This window comes from Tenacibaculum sp. AHE14PA (assembly GCF_019278465.1).
Taxonomy (GTDB): Bacteria; Bacteroidota; Bacteroidia; order Flavobacteriales; family Flavobacteriaceae; genus Polaribacter; species Polaribacter bernardetii.
In genome coordinates, this window is the sequence record NZ_CP058983.1 from 516,417 (window position 1) to 536,348 (window position 19,932).

22 protein-coding genes are annotated in these 19,932 nt (G+C 30.3%); 10 read left to right on the top strand and 12 right to left on the bottom strand.

Going from position 1 to position 19,932, the window contains the following annotated elements; all coding sequences use genetic code 11:
• Position 1 precedes the first annotated feature (1 nt).
• Entirely contained in the window at positions 2 to 283 is a 282-nt protein-coding gene (locus H0I30_RS02385) for a DUF493 family protein (protein WP_218772716.1), read from the bottom strand.
• A 118-nt stretch (positions 284 to 401) separates the two neighbouring features.
• On the opposite strand from H0I30_RS02385, the gene H0I30_RS02390 reads away from it, so the two are divergent.
• The 7 genes from H0I30_RS02390 to H0I30_RS02420 all read left to right on the top strand — a co-directional run bounded on the left by H0I30_RS02390 (position 402) and on the right by H0I30_RS02420 (position 7,052).
• Entirely contained in the window at positions 402 to 932 is a 531-nt protein-coding gene (locus H0I30_RS02390) for an AAA family ATPase (protein ID WP_218772717.1), read from the top strand.
• A gap of 4 nt (positions 933 to 936) precedes the next feature.
• Entirely contained in the window at positions 937 to 2,820 is a 1,884-nt protein-coding gene (locus H0I30_RS02395; protein WP_218772718.1) for an ATP-dependent DNA helicase RecQ, read from the top strand.
• Complete coding sequence (gene fmt / locus H0I30_RS02400) at positions 2,821 to 3,765, top strand: methionyl-tRNA formyltransferase (RefSeq protein ID WP_218772719.1); 945 nt, start codon at positions 2,821 to 2,823, stop codon at positions 3,763 to 3,765. It begins immediately after the preceding gene.
• 186 nt (positions 3,766 to 3,951) lie between these two features.
• Positions 3,952 to 4,227, top strand: coding sequence for an HU family DNA-binding protein (locus H0I30_RS02405; protein ID WP_218772720.1), 276 nt, complete (start codon positions 3,952 to 3,954; stop codon positions 4,225 to 4,227).
• Positions 4,228 to 4,346: 119 nt separating this feature from the next.
• Entirely contained in the window at positions 4,347 to 5,117 is a 771-nt protein-coding gene (locus H0I30_RS02410) for a pentapeptide repeat-containing protein (protein WP_218772721.1), read from the top strand.
• Positions 5,118 to 5,294: 177 nt separating this feature from the next.
• Complete coding sequence (locus tag H0I30_RS02415; protein WP_218772722.1) at positions 5,295 to 5,870, top strand: Crp/Fnr family transcriptional regulator; 576 nt, start codon at positions 5,295 to 5,297, stop codon at positions 5,868 to 5,870.
• A gap of 69 nt (positions 5,871 to 5,939) precedes the next feature.
• Positions 5,940 to 7,052 (top strand): SMP-30/gluconolactonase/LRE family protein, encoded by a 1,113-nt coding sequence (locus tag H0I30_RS02420; protein ID WP_218772723.1) that lies wholly within the window; start codon positions 5,940 to 5,942, stop codon positions 7,050 to 7,052.
• Positions 7,053 to 7,225: 173 nt separating this feature from the next.
• On the opposite strand, the gene H0I30_RS02425 is transcribed toward H0I30_RS02420, so the two are convergent.
• Complete coding sequence (locus H0I30_RS02425; protein WP_218772724.1) at positions 7,226 to 8,404, bottom strand: class I SAM-dependent RNA methyltransferase; 1,179 nt, start codon at positions 8,402 to 8,404, stop codon at positions 7,226 to 7,228.
• 112 nt (positions 8,405 to 8,516) lie between these two features.
• Here H0I30_RS02425 and H0I30_RS02430 point away from each other — a divergent pair, with 112 nt between their 5' ends.
• A complete protein-coding gene (locus H0I30_RS02430; protein WP_218772725.1) occupies positions 8,517 to 9,242 on the top strand; it encodes a bifunctional 2-polyprenyl-6-hydroxyphenol methylase/3-demethylubiquinol 3-O-methyltransferase UbiG in 726 nt (241 codons plus the stop codon).
• Positions 9,239 to 9,916, top strand: coding sequence for a ZIP family metal transporter (locus H0I30_RS02435; protein ID WP_218772726.1), 678 nt, complete (start codon positions 9,239 to 9,241; stop codon positions 9,914 to 9,916). The genes H0I30_RS02430 and H0I30_RS02435 overlap by 4 nt, the downstream gene beginning before the upstream one ends.
• Before the next feature lie 125 nt (positions 9,917 to 10,041).
• Here H0I30_RS02435 and H0I30_RS02440 read toward each other — a convergent pair whose 3' ends face one another.
• Genes H0I30_RS02440 through H0I30_RS02450 form a run of 3 tightly spaced genes read right to left on the bottom strand, consistent with a single transcriptional unit; the run spans position 10,042 to position 12,594 of the window.
• Complete coding sequence (locus H0I30_RS02440) at positions 10,042 to 10,413, bottom strand: cupin domain-containing protein (protein ID WP_218772727.1); 372 nt, start codon at positions 10,411 to 10,413, stop codon at positions 10,042 to 10,044.
• A gap of 46 nt (positions 10,414 to 10,459) precedes the next feature.
• Complete coding sequence (locus tag H0I30_RS02445; protein WP_218772728.1) at positions 10,460 to 11,020, bottom strand: hypothetical protein; 561 nt, start codon at positions 11,018 to 11,020, stop codon at positions 10,460 to 10,462.
• A 50-nt stretch (positions 11,021 to 11,070) separates the two neighbouring features.
• Positions 11,071 to 12,594: a helicase HerA-like domain-containing protein gene (locus H0I30_RS02450; RefSeq protein ID WP_218772729.1), complete on the bottom strand. Its 1,524-nt coding sequence runs from the start codon at positions 12,592 to 12,594 to the stop codon at positions 11,071 to 11,073.
• Positions 12,595 to 12,681: 87 nt separating this feature from the next.
• Here H0I30_RS02450 and H0I30_RS02455 point away from each other — a divergent pair, with 87 nt between their 5' ends.
• A complete protein-coding gene (locus H0I30_RS02455) occupies positions 12,682 to 13,314 on the top strand; it encodes a 7-carboxy-7-deazaguanine synthase QueE (RefSeq protein ID WP_218772730.1) in 633 nt (210 codons plus the stop codon).
• A gap of 53 nt (positions 13,315 to 13,367) precedes the next feature.
• Here H0I30_RS02455 and H0I30_RS02460 read toward each other — a convergent pair whose 3' ends face one another.
• From H0I30_RS02460 to H0I30_RS02490, 7 genes are all read right to left on the bottom strand, one after another.
• Positions 13,368 to 13,655: a hypothetical protein gene (locus H0I30_RS02460; RefSeq protein ID WP_218772731.1), complete on the bottom strand. Its 288-nt coding sequence runs from the start codon at positions 13,653 to 13,655 to the stop codon at positions 13,368 to 13,370.
• Positions 13,656 to 13,748: 93 nt separating this feature from the next.
• Positions 13,749 to 14,702 (bottom strand): acetyl-CoA carboxylase carboxyltransferase subunit alpha, encoded by a 954-nt coding sequence (locus tag H0I30_RS02465; protein WP_218772732.1) that lies wholly within the window; start codon positions 14,700 to 14,702, stop codon positions 13,749 to 13,751.
• An 89-nt stretch (positions 14,703 to 14,791) separates the two neighbouring features.
• Entirely contained in the window at positions 14,792 to 15,691 is a 900-nt protein-coding gene (locus H0I30_RS02470) for a DMT family transporter (RefSeq protein WP_218772733.1), read from the bottom strand.
• Entirely contained in the window at positions 15,678 to 16,763 is a 1,086-nt protein-coding gene (locus tag H0I30_RS02475; protein WP_218772734.1) for an LptF/LptG family permease, read from the bottom strand. Before H0I30_RS02475 ends, H0I30_RS02470 begins: the two co-directional genes overlap by 14 nt.
• Before the next feature lie 12 nt (positions 16,764 to 16,775).
• Positions 16,776 to 17,906, bottom strand: coding sequence for a tRNA guanosine(34) transglycosylase Tgt (tgt, locus tag H0I30_RS02480; RefSeq protein ID WP_218772735.1), 1,131 nt, complete (start codon positions 17,904 to 17,906; stop codon positions 16,776 to 16,778).
• 125 nt (positions 17,907 to 18,031) lie between these two features.
• Positions 18,032 to 18,919, bottom strand: a complete 888-nt coding sequence (gene rluF / locus H0I30_RS02485) for a 23S rRNA pseudouridine(2604) synthase RluF (RefSeq protein ID WP_218772736.1) — start codon at positions 18,917 to 18,919, stop codon at positions 18,032 to 18,034.
• A 65-nt stretch (positions 18,920 to 18,984) separates the two neighbouring features.
• On the bottom strand, positions 18,985 to 19,932 hold the full coding sequence (locus H0I30_RS02490; RefSeq protein ID WP_218772737.1) for a type IX secretion system membrane protein PorP/SprF: 948 nt from the start codon (positions 19,930 to 19,932) through the stop codon (positions 18,985 to 18,987).

The window sequence follows — 19,932 nt, forward strand, 5'->3', positions numbered from 1 at the left end:
TTTATAATGAAATTATCCCCTTTATAACATCTGCTTTTTTATAATACGCAATTACTTCCTCTGCGTTTTTTACATTTAAAAAAATAGAAAGACTGTTGTATTTACCTGTTTTAGATTTTTTTGTTTCAATAACAGCACCTCCTTTATTAAATAAATTCTTTACCTCTTCTACCTGATTTCCATCTGTTGGCACAATAAATTTATATAAATATTTACTAGGAAATGTTGTGGTATCTTCTAACTGACCTTTTAACTTGATATAAAATGCTTCTCTATCTGACATATTGTTTTATTAAACTTTTTCTGATAATAATTATCGTGTATATAAGATAATCTTAAAAATGAATGACAAAATTACACTATTTATTACATTTATAATTTGAAACTTATATTTTTGCACCATGCAACAAAAAATAGTTTTAATAGGAGGACCCGGAACAGGCAAATCTTCAATTTTAAGAGAGTTTATAAAACGTGGTTATCATTGTATGCCAGAAATTTCGAGAGAAGTTACCTTAAAGGCTCAAAAAGAAGGAATAGATCAATTGTTTTTAGAACAACCTTTACTTTTTAGTCAAATGCTATTAGAAGGTAGAGAACAGCAATATTTAGAAGCTGAAAAATGCCCAAATGATATTGTGTTTTTCGACAGAGGAATTCCTGATGTACATGCGTATATGAATTATTTAGCAAGTGAGTATCCGCCTATCTATAAAGAAAAAAGCAATAAATACTTATATACAAAAGTGTTTATGTGTGCCCCTTGGGAGAAAATTTATAAATCGGACAACGAGCGCTACGAAACCTACGAACAGGCTGTAGAGATTGATACCTATTTAAAAGAAGCATATCAAGAAATAGGATATGAAATTATAGATGTTCCTTTTGATACCATAAAAAAACGCTGCGATTTTATTTTACAATCGTTATAAAACGATGTATGAAGAATCTACAAACATATTAAAACATTACTGGGGTCACAGTTCTTTTAGAGTTCCTCAGCAAGAAATTATAGCTGCTGTATTAGAAAAAAAAGATACCATCGCTTTATTACCCACAGGTGGTGGTAAATCTATCTGTTTTCAAATTCCGGCTTTAATAAATGATGGTGTTTGTATTGTTATTTCGCCATTAATAGCATTAATGCAAGACCAAGTAGAAAGTCTTGTTACAAAAGGTATAAAAGCTACCGTAATTCCTTCGGGAAGCTCACAAGATGATATTATTACACTTTTTGATAATATCCGTTTCGGAAAAATAAAATTTTTATATGTTTCTCCCGAGCGCTTACAATCTCGTTTTATTCAAGAAAAAATAAAGCAATTAGATGTAAATTTAATTGCAATTGATGAAGCGCATTGTATTTCTGAATGGGGACACGATTTTCGTCCTTCTTATCAGCATATTGCTATTTTAAAAGAACTACATCCAACAACAAATATTATTGCTTTAACAGCAACAGCCACCAAAAAAGTTATTGATGATATTATAGTTTCTTTAGATTTAGAGAATCCTACGGTTTTTAAAAAGTCTTTTTACAGAGAAAATCTAGCGTATCAAATTTTTAAGACGGATGATAAACTCCGTAAATTACATCAGATTTTTACTAAAACGAAAGCACCAGCAATTGTTTATGTAAACTCTAGAGTTAAAACTAAAGAAATCTGTGCTTATTTAAATGCCAACGGTTTTAAAAGTACTTTTTACCACGGCGGATTAACAAGTTTAGAAAAACAACTTTCTTTTGATAGTTGGATGACAGAAAAAACACCAATTATTGTTGCTACAAATGCTTTTGGTATGGGAATAGACAAACCCAATGTTCGGGTTGTTATTCATTTAAATCTTCCCGCATCTATAGAGAATTATATTCAAGAAGCCGGTCGTGGCGGACGAGACGGTAACAAAGCTTTTTCGGTTGTTTTAACAAATGATAACGATATTAAACTTAGTAAAGAGTTATTAGAAAAATCGCTACCTGTTATTGAAGATATAAAATTGGTGCATCGAAAATTATATCAACATTTTCAAATTGCCAAAGGAGAACTTATCGAAACTGCTTTCGATTTTAACTTTTTAGAATTTTGTAGTAAATACAAGTTAATTGCTAATAAAACCTATAACGCTTTACAGATATTAAATAGTAACGGAATCATAGAATTGAATTCTAATTTTCAACAAAAATCTACCATTCAATTTTCTGTTTCAAGCAAACAAGTGTTGTTATATTCTCAGCAAAATCTGTCTTCCAAAAACTTTGTCCAAATATTATTACGTTTGTATGGTGGTGTTTTTGAAAACCTGGTGAAAATTGATGAGTTTTATATCGCTAAAAAAGTAGGCATTACTTCGTTGAGTGTTATTGAGGAATTAGAACGAATGGCTGAAAAAGAAATGCTTGAATACAACCAAGCAACCAATAATTCAGAGTTGTTTTTTCTGCATCCTAGAGAAGATGATACAACCGTAAACCGTGTTTCTAAAAACATCCGTTTGTATTTAGGTCAAAAAAAACAAAAAAATGATGATTTATTAGCGTTTATTAAAAACAATGAAGTTTGCAGAAGTGTACAGTTGTTACATTACTTTAATGAAACTAGTAGTAAAGAATGCGGTATCTGCGATGTTTGCTTGCAAGCAAAACAAACTGTTGTTATAAAACCACTTGCTATTCTTAATTTATTAAAAAATCATAAAGCCTTAACTGTTTACGAAATCAGTATGCATCTAAACGAAAAAGAAGCAAACATTTTAATACTTTTGCGTACGCTATTATCCGAAGAAAAAATAAACGTTACTAACAATAAATACTTTTTATAAATGAGAGATTTACGCATTGTTTTTATGGGAACACCCGATTTTGCGGTAACCATTTTACAACACCTTATCGAAAATGATTATAATGTAGTTGGTGTAATTACTGCTGCAGATAAACCTGCTGGTAGAGGTCGTAAGCTAAATCAATCTGCTGTAAAAAAATATGCGCTATCTCAAAACCTACCGATTCTTCAACCTACCAATTTAAAAAATGAAGAATTTCAGGCTGCTTTAAAAGAATGGAATGCTAATTTACAGATAGTGGTTGCTTTTAGAATGTTACCAAAAACTGTTTGGGCAATGCCGGAATATGGTACTTTTAATTTACATGCTTCTTTATTACCAGAATATCGTGGAGCTGCACCTATTAACTGGGCACTTATTAATGGTGAAACCAAAACAGGTGTTACTACCTTTTTTATTGATGATAAAATTGACACTGGTGAAATTATCTTACAAAAAGAAGTAACTATTAAAGACGATGAAATTGTTGGTCAATTACATGATCGATTAATGTATTTAGGTGCCAATTTGGTTGCCGAAACATTAGATTTAATTGCTACTGGAGATGTAAATACAACAAAACAGCCCGAATTAGAAGAAAAACCTGCTTACAAACTGTATCCAGATAATTGTAAAATAGATTGGTCTAAATCTTTAAATGATATCTACAATCATATTCGTGGTTTAAACCCTTACCCTGCTGCTTGGACAACTATAAAAAATGGTGAAGATGAAATTTCAGCTAAAATATATGATGTGACAAAAGAGTTTTCTGAACATGAATTTACAAACGGCACAGTTATTACCTCTAAAAAGGAATTAAAAATTGCCGTAAAAGACGGTTTCCTTATTGTTGATGAAATTAAGATTTCTGGTAAAAAATTAATGGATGCTAAAAGTTTATTAAACGGTTTTCAATTCGACAAAGAAGCAAAAGCGCTGTAGCCCTCTATTTATAAGGTTTTAACGTTTTACTCACAAAAAGCACCACGGTTATTAACAATTTAAGCCTACTTATTAACAAATAAGCCTTTTTTTAGGGTCAAAACTTGCATGGTACCGCATTCCTACTATATTTGTTGAGCTATTAAGCGAAAAACAAAAAATTAATTTTTAAAACTTATTAAAATTATGAACAAATCAGATTTAATCGATGCAATGGCTGCTGACGCAGGAATTTCTAAAGCTAATGCTAAAGCTGCATTAGACTCTTTAACTTCTAACGTTACTAAGTCTTTAAAGTCAGGTAACAAAGTTGCATTAGTTGGATGGGGAACTTGGTCTGTTTCTGAAAGAGCTGCTAGAACTGGTAGAAACCCTCAGACAGGAAAAGAAATTCAAATTGCTGCTAAAAATGTAGTAAAGTTTAAAGCGGGTGCTGGTTTAAGTGATTCAGTAAACAACTAAGACTTTTCTCAAAAACATATTTAAAACAGCATTTAGGCAACTAAATGCTGTTTTTCTTTGCAATAGTGTCACAAACAAAAAAAAGCTTTGTCTATTAAGTATAACACAAAAACAAAAAAATGAAAAATACAATTACATTCATTGCCGTTTTATTATGCTTAACTACTTATGCCCAAAAAACAGTAAATGCTTCGGATATTATTAGAGATGTAAAAAATGGTAAATCAGTAACTATTTCTAACGCGACTATAAAAGGAGTATTAGACTTTACTTTTATGGATGAGGCTTTGCCTAAATTACCAAAAAGAAAAAGCTGGTGGAATAACGGAGGTTCTAATACCATAGAAAAACAAATTACTAATAAGGTATCTTTTGTTAACTGTACTTTTAATGATGATGTATTAGCATACATTCCTGATGAAAAAAGTGGTTATACTTTTATCGCTAATTTTGAAGATGAAGTAATATTTAAAGACTGTACTTTTAAACAAAAAGCCATGTTTAAATATTCTGATTTTGAAAGAAATACAGATTTTTCAAACACAAAATTTAATAATGACTCTACTTTTAAATATGCAAAATTCGAGAGAGAAATTTCCTTTGAAAACACTTTCTTTGATGAACCTGCAACCTTTAAATATGCCGATTTTAAAAAACATGTAAGTTTTGCGAATGCTGTTTTTAATGAAAGTGCTATTTTTAAATATACCGAATTTAATAACGGTGTTTCTTTTAAAAATGTAAAATTCGAAGAAGATCTAAACATAAAATATGCTAAAGTATCTGGTGATTTTAATATTACGAATATGAATGTAGCCTATGATATCGATTCTAAATACACTAAAATAAACGGACTAAGCTTTAGTAAATACTTATTAAAAAATAAATAATCTTTTTTCTTCACCTTATTTAACAAATCAGTAAAAACTCACAATGTATATTGTGAGTTTTTACTGATTTGTTTTTAAACTTAGTTTGATTCGTATCTCTATTTCTAATAAATTTGTTTATAATTGATTTAATTTATAAAAAAGAACTCTTATAATTAAAGTTATTTTCCATTAAAAATGAACGAACTTAGTATAATATTAAAAGAATTAATTGAATTAACAGAAAGTGAATGGCGTGAATTTTCTAAACAATTAAAAAGGAAAGAATATAAAGCGAAAGCCATATTAATTGAAGAAGGAAATACGGCAGAGTCTTTATACTTTATTCAATCGGGATTATTTAGAACATATAAAAATTTAGATATAAAAGATATTACTACTTATTTCGCTTGTGACAATCAATTTATAACGGTTTTTAATAGTTTTATAAATCAAACAACTTCATCAGAAATTTTAGAAGTTCTTGAAGATAGCATAATTTATGAAATATCATTTGATAGCTTGACTCAGTTATATAAAAAATCTTCAAAATTTGAAAAATTCGGTAGGATTTTAGCGGAAAAAAATCATCTTTGTGCCTTAGAAAGAACTTTAACAATGCAGACTAAATCTGCAAAAAAAAGATATTTAGATTTTTTAAAAAATTACAACAAAAAAATTACAAGTAGAGTTCCTCAATACCAAATTGCGAGTTTCCTTGGTATAGCACCTGAGTCTTTAAGTAGGATTAGAAAAGAAATTTTCATTTCATAACAAATGTCAATATATAAATATTAAAACCTGTTGTTACTTTGTTTTTTATAAATTAAAAAAACAAACACAATGAAATTATCAAAAAAAGTAAAAATATCAATCATTACAATATTTATCTTCTTCTCTATATTTATTACTAATGTATTATACAATTCCTGGTCACTTAATCCTTTAGCATGGTCACCACCAACAATCTCAAAACTAGATGGATTACTGTCAGAAAATGAATTATTAAGTACAACAAAACGGATTGAATTAAATGGCTGGTTTGGACCAGAAGACATTGCAATAGATAATCAAGGAAATTTGTATTGCGGAGTACATATTTCTAAAACAGATTTCACAGATGGTCGCATTTTAAAAATCGATACATCTGGAAAAGTTACCGTATTTGCGAATTCAGAATCTTGGGTTACAGGTATGCATTTTGATAGTAATCAAAATCTAATCGCTGGCGACTTAGAAAGAGGTTTAATAAGTATAGACCAAAATGGCAATATTAAAACTTTGGCAAGTGAAGATGAAAACGGCAACAAATTCTTAATACCAAATGACGTTGATATTGCTAGTGATGGAGTTATTTATTTTACAAATACATCCTCAAAATTAAACTTTAGTAACAAACATATTTGGAAATTATTAATGGAGGTTAGACCAGACGGAGGCCTTTATAGTTACGACCCAAAAACAAAACGTGTAAAGACGTTAATTGATGGGACATATTTTGGAAACGGAGTTGCTGTTTCTCAAAATGATGAGTTTGTATTAATGGTTGATTTAGCAAAATATAGAGTACGTAGATACTGGCTTAAAGGAGAAAAAAAAGGAACTACTGATATATTTATAGATAATTTAAACGGCTTTCCTAATGGAATTTCTAGAAGTAAAGATGGTAGTTTTTGGCTTGGTTTTTCAACTAAAAGAGATGAATCACTAGATAAAATACATCCGAAACCATTAATTAAAAAAATCGTTTATGGACTTCCATCTTTTATGCAGCCTAAAACAATACCTTATGGAATGTTAATGCACTTAAATAGTAATGGTGAAATAATAAAAACATATTACGATACAACTGGAAAATTTGTAGCGGAAGCAACTTCTGTCGAAGAACACAATGGTTATCTTTATCTTGGTGGAGATGTATCTGGTCATATTGGAAAATATAAACTAGAAAAATAACTTTAGACTAAAAAGATATAAAACTAGATACTTTAGCATATTTCTATAAATTACTATGGATTCTTTGTTCTATTAAACAAAAAACCAAGTTAATAATTGTCATGGATGATCTTGACGATTATTAATTTTCAAACAAAAAAAAATCCGCTGAAAGTTTTCAGCGGATTTTTTTATTATGCTTCGATATCAGATTCGAAATCATTCTTAATTCTTTTACTTCCTTCATAAAGTTCATACTTTACAAAACGACAATCTAAATCGGCATTTTTAAGCGGTATTCTCTTTGATGTTCTTAACCCTACATGTTTTAAAGCAAGCATATCAGAAGTAATTAACCAAGCTGTAGAATCGTGGTAATTATGCTTTAAGGTATCTCCTATCTTTCTATAAAATTCTTCTACATCAATATTTAAACGTTCACCATAAGGTGGATTAAATAAAATAGTTGTTTTACCAAATACTTCTTTCTTAGAGTTAAAAAAGTTTACGTGGTGTATACCTATAAACTCGTCTAAATTTGCATTTATTATATTTTGCTTCGCCTTGCTAACTGCAGACGGAGCTTTATCAAATCCCATTATTTTAAAATGAGAACTTGTAATTTTCTTTAACAAAGCATCTTGAATTACAAAAAATAAATCTTCATCGTAATCTTTCCAGTTTTCAAAAGCAAAATGCTTACGATTAATGTTTGCTGGTATATTATTAGCAACCATAGCTGCTTCAATTAAAATCGTACCTGAACCACACATTGGGTCGATAAAATTCTCTTCTCCTTTATAACCAGATAACAATACCAAACCAGCCGCTAACACTTCGTTAATTGGTGCAATATTGGTAGCACTTCTGTACCCTCTTTTGTGTAGTGAATCTCCTGATGAATCTAAAGAAATTGTTAACCATTCATTATGAATATGAATGTGAATTTTAACATCCGGGTGCTTTAAATCTACATTCGGACGCTTTTTGTACTTGCTCATAAAATAATCAGCAATTGCATCCTTCGATTTTAAACTAATATAATGTGAGTTTGTTGTAAAATTCTTCGAATTTACTACTGCTCCAATAGCAAAAGTTCCGTCAACATCAATATATTTATCCCATTTTACACGCTGAATTGCCTCGTATAAATCTTCTTCATCAAAAATTTTACTCTTTTTAATCGGTTTTAAAATACGAATAGCCGTACGCAAAGCTATATTTGCTTTGTACATAAAACCTGTATCGCCCTTAAAAGTAACATTACGTATTCCTTCCTTAACATCCTGACCACCAAGCTTTCTTAGTTCATCTGCTAAAACTCCTTCTAAACCTGCCATTGTAACAGCAGTCATTTTAAAATCTTTTTCCATGTAATTGTAAAATTTCACTGCAAAAGTACAGCTTATTTTGGGTTGATGTGAATCTTTTCTTGTTTCAATCTAAAAAACGTAAGATTTGTGTACTTTTGCAGACCTTATAATTATGAAAACAACAGACTGGTTTACTTCTTGGTTCGATACTTCTTACTATCACACATTATATAAACATAGAAATGATGCCGATGCGCAGTTTTTTATGCGAAACATTACATCTTTTTTAAAATTACCTAAAACGAGTCATATTGCTGATTTACCTTGCGGAAAAGGACGACACTCAGTATACTTAAATTCTTTAGGCTATAAAGTAACTGGTGGTGATTTAAGTGGTAATAGTATTGCCTATGCTAAAAAATTTGAAAACGAGTCGCTTAATTTTGAAGTTTGGGACATGCGTGATCCTATAGAACACAAATACGATGCTATTTTTAACTTATTTACAAGTTTTGGTTATTTTGAGGATGACAATGAAGATATTGCTATTTTAAAAAGCATCAAAAACGGCTTAAAAGAAAATGGTGTATTTGTTTTAGATTTTTTAAACGTCGAAAAAGTTAAAGATTCTTTAATTGCTAAAGAAGTTAAAACAATTGATGGTATTGAATTTCATATTAAAAGAGAAATTAAAGATGGTTTTATCTTAAAACACATTTCTTTTATTGCCGATGACCAACAACATTCATATACAGAGCAGGTAAAATTTTTAACCTTAGATAAGATGGAAACCTATTTTAAAAAAGCAGGTTTAAACATAAAACATGTTTTTGGTGATTATAGCTTAAATGAATTTGATAAAAATACTTCTGATAGATTAATATTAATTGGAGAATGAGTTACATATTATTAATAATTGCTGTTTTATTAGGATCTTTACTTGTTTTATTTTTAAAACCAAACAATCAATTAGTTAGACTTTTGTTAGCCTTTAGTGGTGCTTATTTACTGTCGGTTACTATATTACACCTACTTCCTGAAGTTTATACACATACAAGCAATGCTAAGAAAATCGGAATCTTAATTTTAATCGGAATTATTATACAATCGGTTTTAGAATCGTTTTCTAAAGGTGCCGAACATGGTCATATTCATGTACATTCTGATTCATCTAAGTTTCCTTGGTTACTTTTTGTGAGTTTATGTATTCATGCTTTTTCTGAAGGATTGCCAATACATCATGCTGGCGACAATTTGCTTTGGGCAATTATTGTACATAAAATTCCTATTGCCATTGTTTTAACTACTTTCTTTTTACAGACAAATTATAGCAAAAAAACAATTGTTTTATTTTTAAGTCTTTTCGCTTTAATGAGTCCTTTAGGCGTATTAGTTTCAGATAAAGTGCCTTTTTTCATTGAATATCACACAGAAATAACGGCTTTAATTATTGGTGTTTTTCTTCATATTTCAACAATTATACTTTTTGAAAGTTCAGAAAATCACAAATTCAATTTTAAAAAATTTACTGCAATTCTTTTAGGAATTGTATTAACAATACTTACGCTTTAATATTTTTAAATAGTGCATATAAAAAAACATCAAATTGAAACAAATTCAATTTGATGTTTTTTTTGATTTAAGAAGTACTTTTATTATCAAATAAATTGAACGTAAAAAATCTCCTTTAAATTATACTATTCCTCTTCTCTATTCACCAAATCGATAGAAAAAGCAGGCATACAAACGGCTAAATACTCACATGATTCGTTAAATGGGTTTGAATATTGAACTCGTACTCCTTTTTCTATTTTAATCGACTCTCCTGCTTCTAAAACAATTATTTCATCGTTAATGATAAATTGTTTTTTACCTTTTATAATATAAGTATATTCCTCAAATTCTGGTGTTTGAAAAGGCTCACTCCAACCTACTGGTGCAACCATATGAGCTATACTTACTTTTTTATTTTTATCTGTCGCATTTCCAAAATGCTCTTCTATTAACTTTCCATCTGTAGTAGGTACTACAAACGGTTTTCTTTGAATTGTATATTTTTTATTCATCATATAAAAATTAAAAAGCCGAAACAATTGTTTCGACTTTTTTTGCGTTTTAGTTAAACCAAATGGTTAATGATTTTATTTTAGCTAAATCAGGAATTTGCTCTATACTTACTTTTTGCGTGCTAAAGTCTTTTAAGCCTAAGTCTTCTTTATCTAATGCTATTGTTGCATTTAAATCGTCTATAAATAAGGTAGCTGACAAAAATGATGATTCAACTTTACTTATCGTATTATTAGCGTTAATTTCTTGAAATGAAGAGCCAATATTTAAACCCGTTTTGGTTTTAAAACGATTATCATAAATTTCGATACTTTTTATAGTTGATAAAGAATCTAATTGTTCATTTGGTATAATCGTTAACAAATGCTTACCTCCTTTTTCGAAGATTTCATATTTATCATCTTCTTGATAAAAATTATTTCCCTTAGCTCCTTCGCTTAATATTTTAACTACAGAATCGTTTTTAAAAATCCCTTCTATTTCCTGCATTGTTGTTTTTGTGGTTAATTCACCTACTTTCCCTTTAGAAACATCGTATTTACTGTTTCCACATTGTATAAATACAACTGAAATTAATGCGATTACTAGGGGTTTAATTAAGTTTTTCATTTATTTATTTGGTTTGTTATTATTAAAAACGGTTTTATATACTATTTGTTTTATTTTAATACTTTTTTTAATATTCCGAAAACACTGCGAATAAATGTAGCACTGGTTAGTACTTTTACAATCGGGTTTTGTCGTGTGCTCCTACTTCTTGTAGCTGAAGATCTTCTGCTTGTTTTTGCTCTTTCTTCTTTAAGCACTTCTGCTGTTTTCTCCTTATTTATTTTTTCAATCTTCTCATTTAACAACTCGTAAGCACTTTCTCTATCAACAGTATCATTATACTTAGGTATCAATCTCGAATTGTCTAATACCTGCTTAATTTCTTTATCTGTAAGTACATCCATTCTGCTCATAGGAGCACGCAGCATAGTTCGTGCTAACGGAGTCGGAATTCCTTTTTCATTTAAAACAGATACTAACGCCTCTCCTATTCCTAATTGTGTTAATACTTTTTTGGTGTCATAATAATCAGAATCCGGATAATTTTCTGCGGCTAACTTAATAGCCTTTCTGTCTTTTGCCGTAAAAGCTCGTAAAGCATGCTGAATTTTCATTCCCAATTGCGCCAAAACATCTTCTGGCACATCTTTAGGATTTTGCGTTACAAAGTACAAACCTATTCCTTTCGATCTAATTAATTTTACAATACTTTCTATTTGATTTAACAATGCTTTTGATGCTTCTTCAAAAACCAAATGCGCTTCATCAATAAATATAATTAATTCAGGTCTGTCACTATCTCCTTGTTCTGGAAACGATTCATATACTTCTGCTAATAACTGCATCATAAACGTTGAAAACAATTTAGGTTTATCCTGAATATCTGTTAATCTTAAAACTGATATTAACCCACGACCATTTTCATCAATGCGTGTTAGATCATCTACTTCAAATGATTTTTCACCAAAAAATAAATCACCACCTTGTTGCTCAATTTCTATAATTTTTCTAAGAATTGCTCCGGTACTTGCTGTAGAAATTCGGCCATATTCAGCCTGAATTTCTTCTTTTCCTTCATCCGTTACAAATTGAAGAATTTTCTTAAAATCTTTTAAATCTAATAATGGTAATTTATTATCATCACAATATTTAAATATAATTGCTACAATTCCCGATTGCGTATCTGTTAAATCTAAAATACGCGATAATAAAACCGGGCCAAATTCAGATACCGTTGCTCGTAAACGCACTCCGTTTTGTTCTGATATTGATAAAATTTCTATCGGGAACTTCGTAGCGTTAAAAGGAATACCAATTTTCTCATGACGCTCGTCTATTTTCGCATGACCAGGACTCGGTTGAGCCAATCCACTTAAATCACCTTTTACATCCATTAACAATACCGGAATCCCTTTGTCAGACATGTTTTCTGCCAACACTTGTAATGTTTTTGTTTTACCTGTACCTGTGGCTCCTGCAATTAAACCATGGCGATTTAAAGTTTTTAACGGAATATTTACCAATGCATTCGTTATGGTTTCTTCACCCAACATACCAGCGCCTAAAGTGATAAAATCTCCTTTGCTTTTATAGCCTTCAGTTATATATTTAAAAAACGCTTCGGATTTACTCATGTTGATTTGGTTCTTTTTATTGATAAAACACGTAAAAGTAACAAAAATCATCCATAAAATTTTAATGTTGACTATCTTTGCATCCTTATGTTGAAAAAAGAAGTACAAGAGTTAATAGATAAAGGTGAAATGCTTCCGTTAATGGAAGAATTTTATACAATACAAGGTGAAGGGTCTCATACAGGTACTGCTGCTTATTTTATTAGAATAGGTGGTTGTGATGTTGGTTGCCATTGGTGTGACGTGAAAGAAAGTTGGGATGCTAATTTGCACCCACCAACAAAAACAGATCTGATTGTTACCAATGCCCAAAAATGGGCTAAAACAGTAGTAATTACTGGAGGAGAGCCATTAATGTGGAGTTTAGATTATATTACCAAACAACTTCAGGACAAAGGGATGAAAACACATATTGAAACTTCTGGTGCCTATGCTTTTTCTGGAGTTTGGGACTGGTTTTGCTTATCTCCTAAAAAAACAAAATTACCCACAAAAGAGTGCTACAAAGAAGCTGATGAATTGAAAATGATCATTCACAATAAAAATGATTTTCAATTTGCTGAAGAACAAGCTGAAAAAGTTGGCAAAAAATGTCAACTCTTTTTACAACCAGAATGGAGTAAAAAAGAACAAATGACTCCTTTAATTGTAGATTATGTAATGAAAAACCCAAAATGGCGTGTTTCTTTACAAACCCATAAATATTTAAATATACCATAATAAAAAAAGCAACCAAATTTGGTTGCTTTTTTATTTATACTATCATTACAGTATTAGTCCCACCTATTATAAACTACATTAATATGATCAACCATATCTCTCATGATATAAAAAAACCCTGGTTGTTCTGTTTCTATATAGCATACTTCAGTTCTCCAATTATCTTCGTCAATAGCTCTACAAGCATATTTTGTAAAAATAACTTCTTCGTTTTCACAATTAAGTTCTTTTAAAGCTTTTCTTATAATTGTTTGTGCATAATCTTCACTCCATCCATTAAAACAGTTTGGATGACTTTCAAAAGTATCTTCTAAAAATGTTATTGTTTGTGTGTCTCTCATTATACTATATTTTTTTTATAACCGAAGTTACTAAATTTCATAAAAAAACCTCATCTTAAAGACGAGGTTTTTTTTATGAAATATGTAATAAGATTATTCTTTGTAAACACCCATATTAGCGTATTTATCCATACGTTGAGCTACTAAATCAGTATCATTTAAGTCTTTCAATTCATCAAAAGCGCTTATAATTTGTTCCTGTACTGCTAAAAAAGCAGCTTCTCTATTAGAATGTGCACCACCTAAAGGCTCTTCAATAATTCCGTCAATTAATTTTAATCGCTTCATATCATCACCTGTTAATTTTAATGCTTCAGCCGCTTGTTCTTTATACTCCCAACTACGCCATAAAATAGACGAGCATGATTCTGGTGAAATTACGGTATACCATGTGTTTTCCATCATATATACTTTATCTCCTACTCCAATACCAATTGCTCCTCCAGATGCTCCTTCACCAATAACAATCGTTATAATAGGCGTTTTAAGGCGAGTCATTTCAAGAATGTTACGTGCAATAGCTTCTCCTTGTCCACGTTCTTCAGCTTCTAAACCTGGGTATGCCCCTGGAGTATCTAATAAAGTAACTACAGGAATACCAAACTTTTCTGCCATTTTCATTAAACGCAAAGCTTTACGGTACCCTTCTGGATTTGCCATTCCGAAGTTACGATACTGACGTGTTTTTGTGTTGTATCCTTTTTGCTGCCCAATAAACATAAACGATTGATCGCCTATTTTACCTAAACCACCAATCATGGCTTTATCGTCTTTTACATTACGATCACCGTGTAACTCCATAAAAGTATTACCACAAATAGCATTGATATAATCTAATGTATATGGGCGATTTGGATGACGTGATAATTGTACACGCTGCCAAGGCGATAAATTTTTGTATATATCTTTTTTAGCTTTTTCTAATTTTCTTTCTATCTTCTTACAGGTTGCTGTAACATCTACATCACTTTCTTTTCCTATATCAAAACATTTTGCCAATTGATCTTCTAACTCTTTTATTGGCAATTCAAAATCTAAATATTCCATTATATATAGTTTGATTTTATATTAGTCGTTTGTAAAGGCAAACATACTAAAAAATTGTAAATTTTAGCTTTTTCCCTTTTTTAATAATACTATTTTTTACTGAACTTGCTTTTTATGAAGTTGGTATTTTTTAAAACACCGTTTAATAAAACTACGAAAAGCACAATAAATGCTCCGTAATAAAACTCAGTACTCATTTGTTCTTTTTCTCCGAATATAATCAACGCTAAAATAATAGCATACACAGGCTCTAAGTTAATCGTTAACATTACGGTATATGGCGTTAAGTATTTCATTACTTGTACAGATGCGATAAAAGCATAGGCCGTACAAAAACTACTTAATATGATTAGATACAACCAATCATTTGTTGATATTTGAAAAAATTCAATCGAAAATTTTTGTGTAAATAATAAGTATAAAGTTATCCCTAAAGCACCAAACATTAATTGATAAAAAGAGATAATATTTGCATCGTATTTTTTGATAAACAAGCCGTTTAAAACAGCAAATAAGGCTGATAAAAAGGCTGAAATTAATGCATAAATAATTCCTAAAGTATATTGACTTTGAAAATTAAAGATAATATATAGCCCAGCAATTACCAATATGCCTAATAAAATTTCGATTGCTTTTATTTTTCTTTTAAAAAAAACAGGTTCAATTAATGAGGCAAAGAAAGCACCTGTACTCATTGTTACCAAAGCAACCGATACATTTGATACTTTTATAGCTTTAAAGAAGGTAACCCAATGCAATGCTATAATTACACCTGATATTGCAAACTTTAACAATCCTATTTTATCTACTCTAAATGTTTTTCTACGGATTATAAAATAGAGCGCTATAAACACTACTGCAAGCGACATTCTAAACCAAACTAATGGTATCGCATCTACAGATATTAATGCCCCTAATATTGCTGTAAACCCCCAAATAAAAACGATAAAATGAAGGTGTAAGTAATTTTTTAATTTATTTCCTTCCATTAATGTATAAATAAATTGCGTAGGCTCCAAATACCATATTTGGCACCCAAACATTTAGTAAAGCATTTGCACCTGCCACTCCACCCAATACTTCTGCTACTTTTAAGAAGAATACGTATACAAACATTACTGAGATTCCTAAGGCTAAGTTTAAGCCAATTCCTCCTCGTTTTTTCTTGTACGCTAAAGCAACTGCTATAAGTGTTAAAATATAACAAGCTACCGGTAAACTGGTACGTTTATATAATTCAACTAAATATACATTTAAGTTTTTTGCTCCCCTATTTTTAGAAATTTCAATAAATTTAATTAATTCTGGAGACCTCATTTCTTGCGCTAAAATATTTTTATAATTAAAGTCTTTAGGCGTGAAAGCAAAAGTGGTATCTAGAGAAGTCCCTGAAAATATACTATCTCTATCTTTAAATATTTTTCTTATTTTCCAATTATAAAGTTTAAAAACACTGTCTTTTTCTTTCCAATTGATATTATCTGCTGTTAGCTGCTGTTTTAATTGAATTCCGTCATAAATCTCCGTAGAAAAATTATACCCTGAGTTTCTTTTCAAATCGTAGCGTTGAAGATACACATAAGTACTATCATTTAATTGTAAACTAAATTCTCGTATGGTATTATCGGTATATTTTTTTTTACTTAAATACTTTTTTTCGAACGCTTTTCTAACCTTACTACTTGTAGGTACAAAAAAATGATTCATAGATAAAGCTACAAAACAAACTATCGTAGCTCCCATAAAATAAGGGAATAAAAAACGAGTAAATGATACTTGAGAACCATTTATAGCTACAATTTCTGTGTTATTTGCTAATCGAGATGTAAATAAAATTACGCCTATAAATAATGCCAAAGGCATAAATGTATTGGCATAATAGATAATAAAATTCACATAATAATCAACTGCTACCTCATAAAAAGTTAAGCTTTCATCACGTAAAAATTTATCTATTTTTTCTGCAATATCAATAGCTACCGCAATAGGTATTAGTATTAATAAAGTAAACAAAAATGTTACTAAGTAGCGCTTTAATATGTACCAATCAAGTATTTTCAAAAAACTAGTTTTTTATAAACGATTGTCCATTTGTTTTACCATTTTATCTTTCCACTCTGTAAAGTCTCCAGCTAAAATGTGTTTTCTTGCTTCTCTTGTTAACCATAAATAGAATCCTAAATTATGAATAGACGCTATTTGTTTACCTAACATTTCTTTTGCTGCAAAAAGGTGACGTAAGTATGCCTTCGAGTACATGGTATCTACCCAAGTAATTCCCATTTCATCAATAGGAGAAAAATCTTGTTCCCACTTTTTATTTTTAATATTTATAGAGCCGTGTGCAGTAAATAACATCCCATTACGTGCATTACGTGTTGGCATTACACAATCGAACATATCGATGCCTAATGCTATGTTTTCTAAAATATTAATAGGTGTTCCTACCCCCATTAAATAACGTGGTTTGTCTTCAGGTAAAATAGCCGTTACTATTTCTGTCATTGCGTATAATTCCTCTGCTGGTTCCCCTACAGAAAGACCACCAATAGCATTTCCTTGTGCTCCTACAGACGCTATATATTCAGCAGATTGTTTTCGTAAATCTTTATAAGTACTTCCTTGTACAATAGGAAAAAACGTTTGTTCGTATCCGTACTTAAAAGGTAATTTTTCTAAATGATTTACACATCTTTTCAACCATCTATGCGTCATATGCATAGAGCGTTTTGCGTAATTATAATCACAAGGATATGGAGTACACTCATCAAATGCCATAATAATATCGGCACCAATGGTGCGTTGAGTTTCCATCACATTTTCTGGAGTAAAGAAATGTGTAGATCCATCAATATGACTTTTAAATTTAACTCCTTCTTCGTTAATTTTTCTTCTTCCAGAAAGCGAATACACTTGATATCCACCACTATCAGTTAAAATATTACGATCCCAATTCATAAACTTATGCAAACCTCCTGCGGCTTCTAAAGTTTCTAATTTAGGGCGTAAATATAAGTGATAGGTATTTCCTAAAATTATATCTGGATTGATCTCGTTTTTTAACTCTGATTGATGCACACCTTTTACAGTACCTACTGTACCTACAGGCATGAATATTGGAGTTTCTATTGTTCCGTGATCGGTTGTAATAACACCTGCTCGTGCTTTACTTTTTGGGTCGGTTGTTTTTAAGTCGAATTGCATAAGTGACAAAGATACGCTTATTTAAGAATTGGAAAAGTAAATAAAATCATAATAATTAGTAAGTAGTTAGCTGTTGTGTAAATTTTATATTTCATGCCTACAACTACCTTCTTTATAAAGGCCTTTTATTTACGTTTACGTCCAAATTTTTGGTTAGAATTTCTTTTTGATTTTGGTGAATTTTTTCTAAAAGCAGCACTTTTTTTATTAAAATCGTCTTGCTTTTGTACTTCCTTCTTTTTTGGTTGTTTTGGCTTTTTTTTCTCAACAACTGTAGATGCTTCTTCTGTTTTAGAAGAACTAGCAATCATTTCGTTGATTTCTTTCATCTCATCACTTGTTAATTCTCGCCAATCACCAGGTTTTAGTTTATCTAAAGAAACATTCATAATACGTTCGCGTTTTAACTTCGTTACTTCGTATTCTAAATATTCACACATTCGTCGTATTTGACGATTTAAACCTTGGGTTAAAATAATTTGAAAGGTAAAATCATTTATTTTCTTCACCTTACATTTTTGAGTTACGGTTCCTAAAATAGGAATTCCATTACCCATTCTTGCGATAAAATCATCCGTTATCTGTTTATCAACCGTAACAATGTATTCTTTTTCGTGGTTGTTTCCTGCGCGTAAAATTTTATTAACGATATCACCATCATTGGTTAAAAATATTAACCCTTCAGAGGGTTTATCTAAACGTCCAATAGGAAATAATCTTTCTGGATGGCCTACAAATTTTACAATGTTCTTTTTTTCTTTACTATCGGTCGTACAAACAATACCTACTGGTTTGTTTAATGCGATGTAAAGTGTAGTAGGTTTTGGCTCTAATAAACGACCATCTACATGTACTTTATCTCCTTCAAAAACTCTATTACCTAATTGAGCAACATTTTTATTGATGGTTACTCTACCCGCTGCAATAAATTTTTCGGCATCCCTACGAGAACAAATCCCCGTACTGCTTATAAATTTATTAAGATTTGTTGATACTTTATTCTTGTTTTCCATTACTGCAAAGAAAAAGAAAATCCCCAAGTTTTAGCTTGAGGATCTTACTATATTATTTTGTTTTTTTAAAAAATCATCATTTTCTGCGTACAACGTGCTAAACTAGGTCTTCTATCGTAATCAAAACCAAGTGTGATCATGTGTGTACCATAATTAAAATCTTGTGTTTTATTTACATTAACACTAAAACCGTAAGACATATATAAGTTGTTCTTTTTTAAACCTATTAACGGTGCTATTGCATTAGGTTCAAAAAATTGATCATTTAAGAATGTATAACTTAAACCTGCCCAAACATACCCGTCATTAATACCTTTTCTTACTTTTACATTCATATCGGTTCTCGATCTTTTATCAGCTTCGTAGTATTCAACAAAAATAGACGGTTCTATCTCTACCATATTGCTAATTCTTGCCAATACATACGATGTATATAATGTAAATCTTCGTAAAGATTCTGGTTCGTTGGTAGCAAAGTTTTCTATTTTTTTATTTAACAGATTATTTGCGTTTACACTCACACTAAATCGTTCGTAACGGTATAACATACCTACATCAAAATTAGAGTTTGTAAGTGTTCTATTAGGCACTGTTTCTCCTGAATTATTTTCTGAAGTATCGATACCAAATTGAACAAAATTATAGCTTAAACCAAATGATAAAAAACTATCATGAAAATTACTTAATGTTAAGTGACTTGCCAATGATAACTTCACTCCTTTCTGAGAAGTAAATCCGTTTTTATCATTAAAAATAGTAATACCACCACCAAAACGATCTGCTAAACGCGCTTCAACCACTAACGATTGTGTATCAGGAGCCCCATCAACACCAACCCATTGGCTTACACCGTTTAATCGTACTTGTAACCCACTTCCAATACCTGCATAACTTGGCGATATTAAAAAAGGATTATCTGCCATATGACTTATATATTGAGGTAAATTTACCTCTTGAGCTACTAATTTGACACTACAAATTAGGATACTTATTGTTATTAATATCTTTCTCAT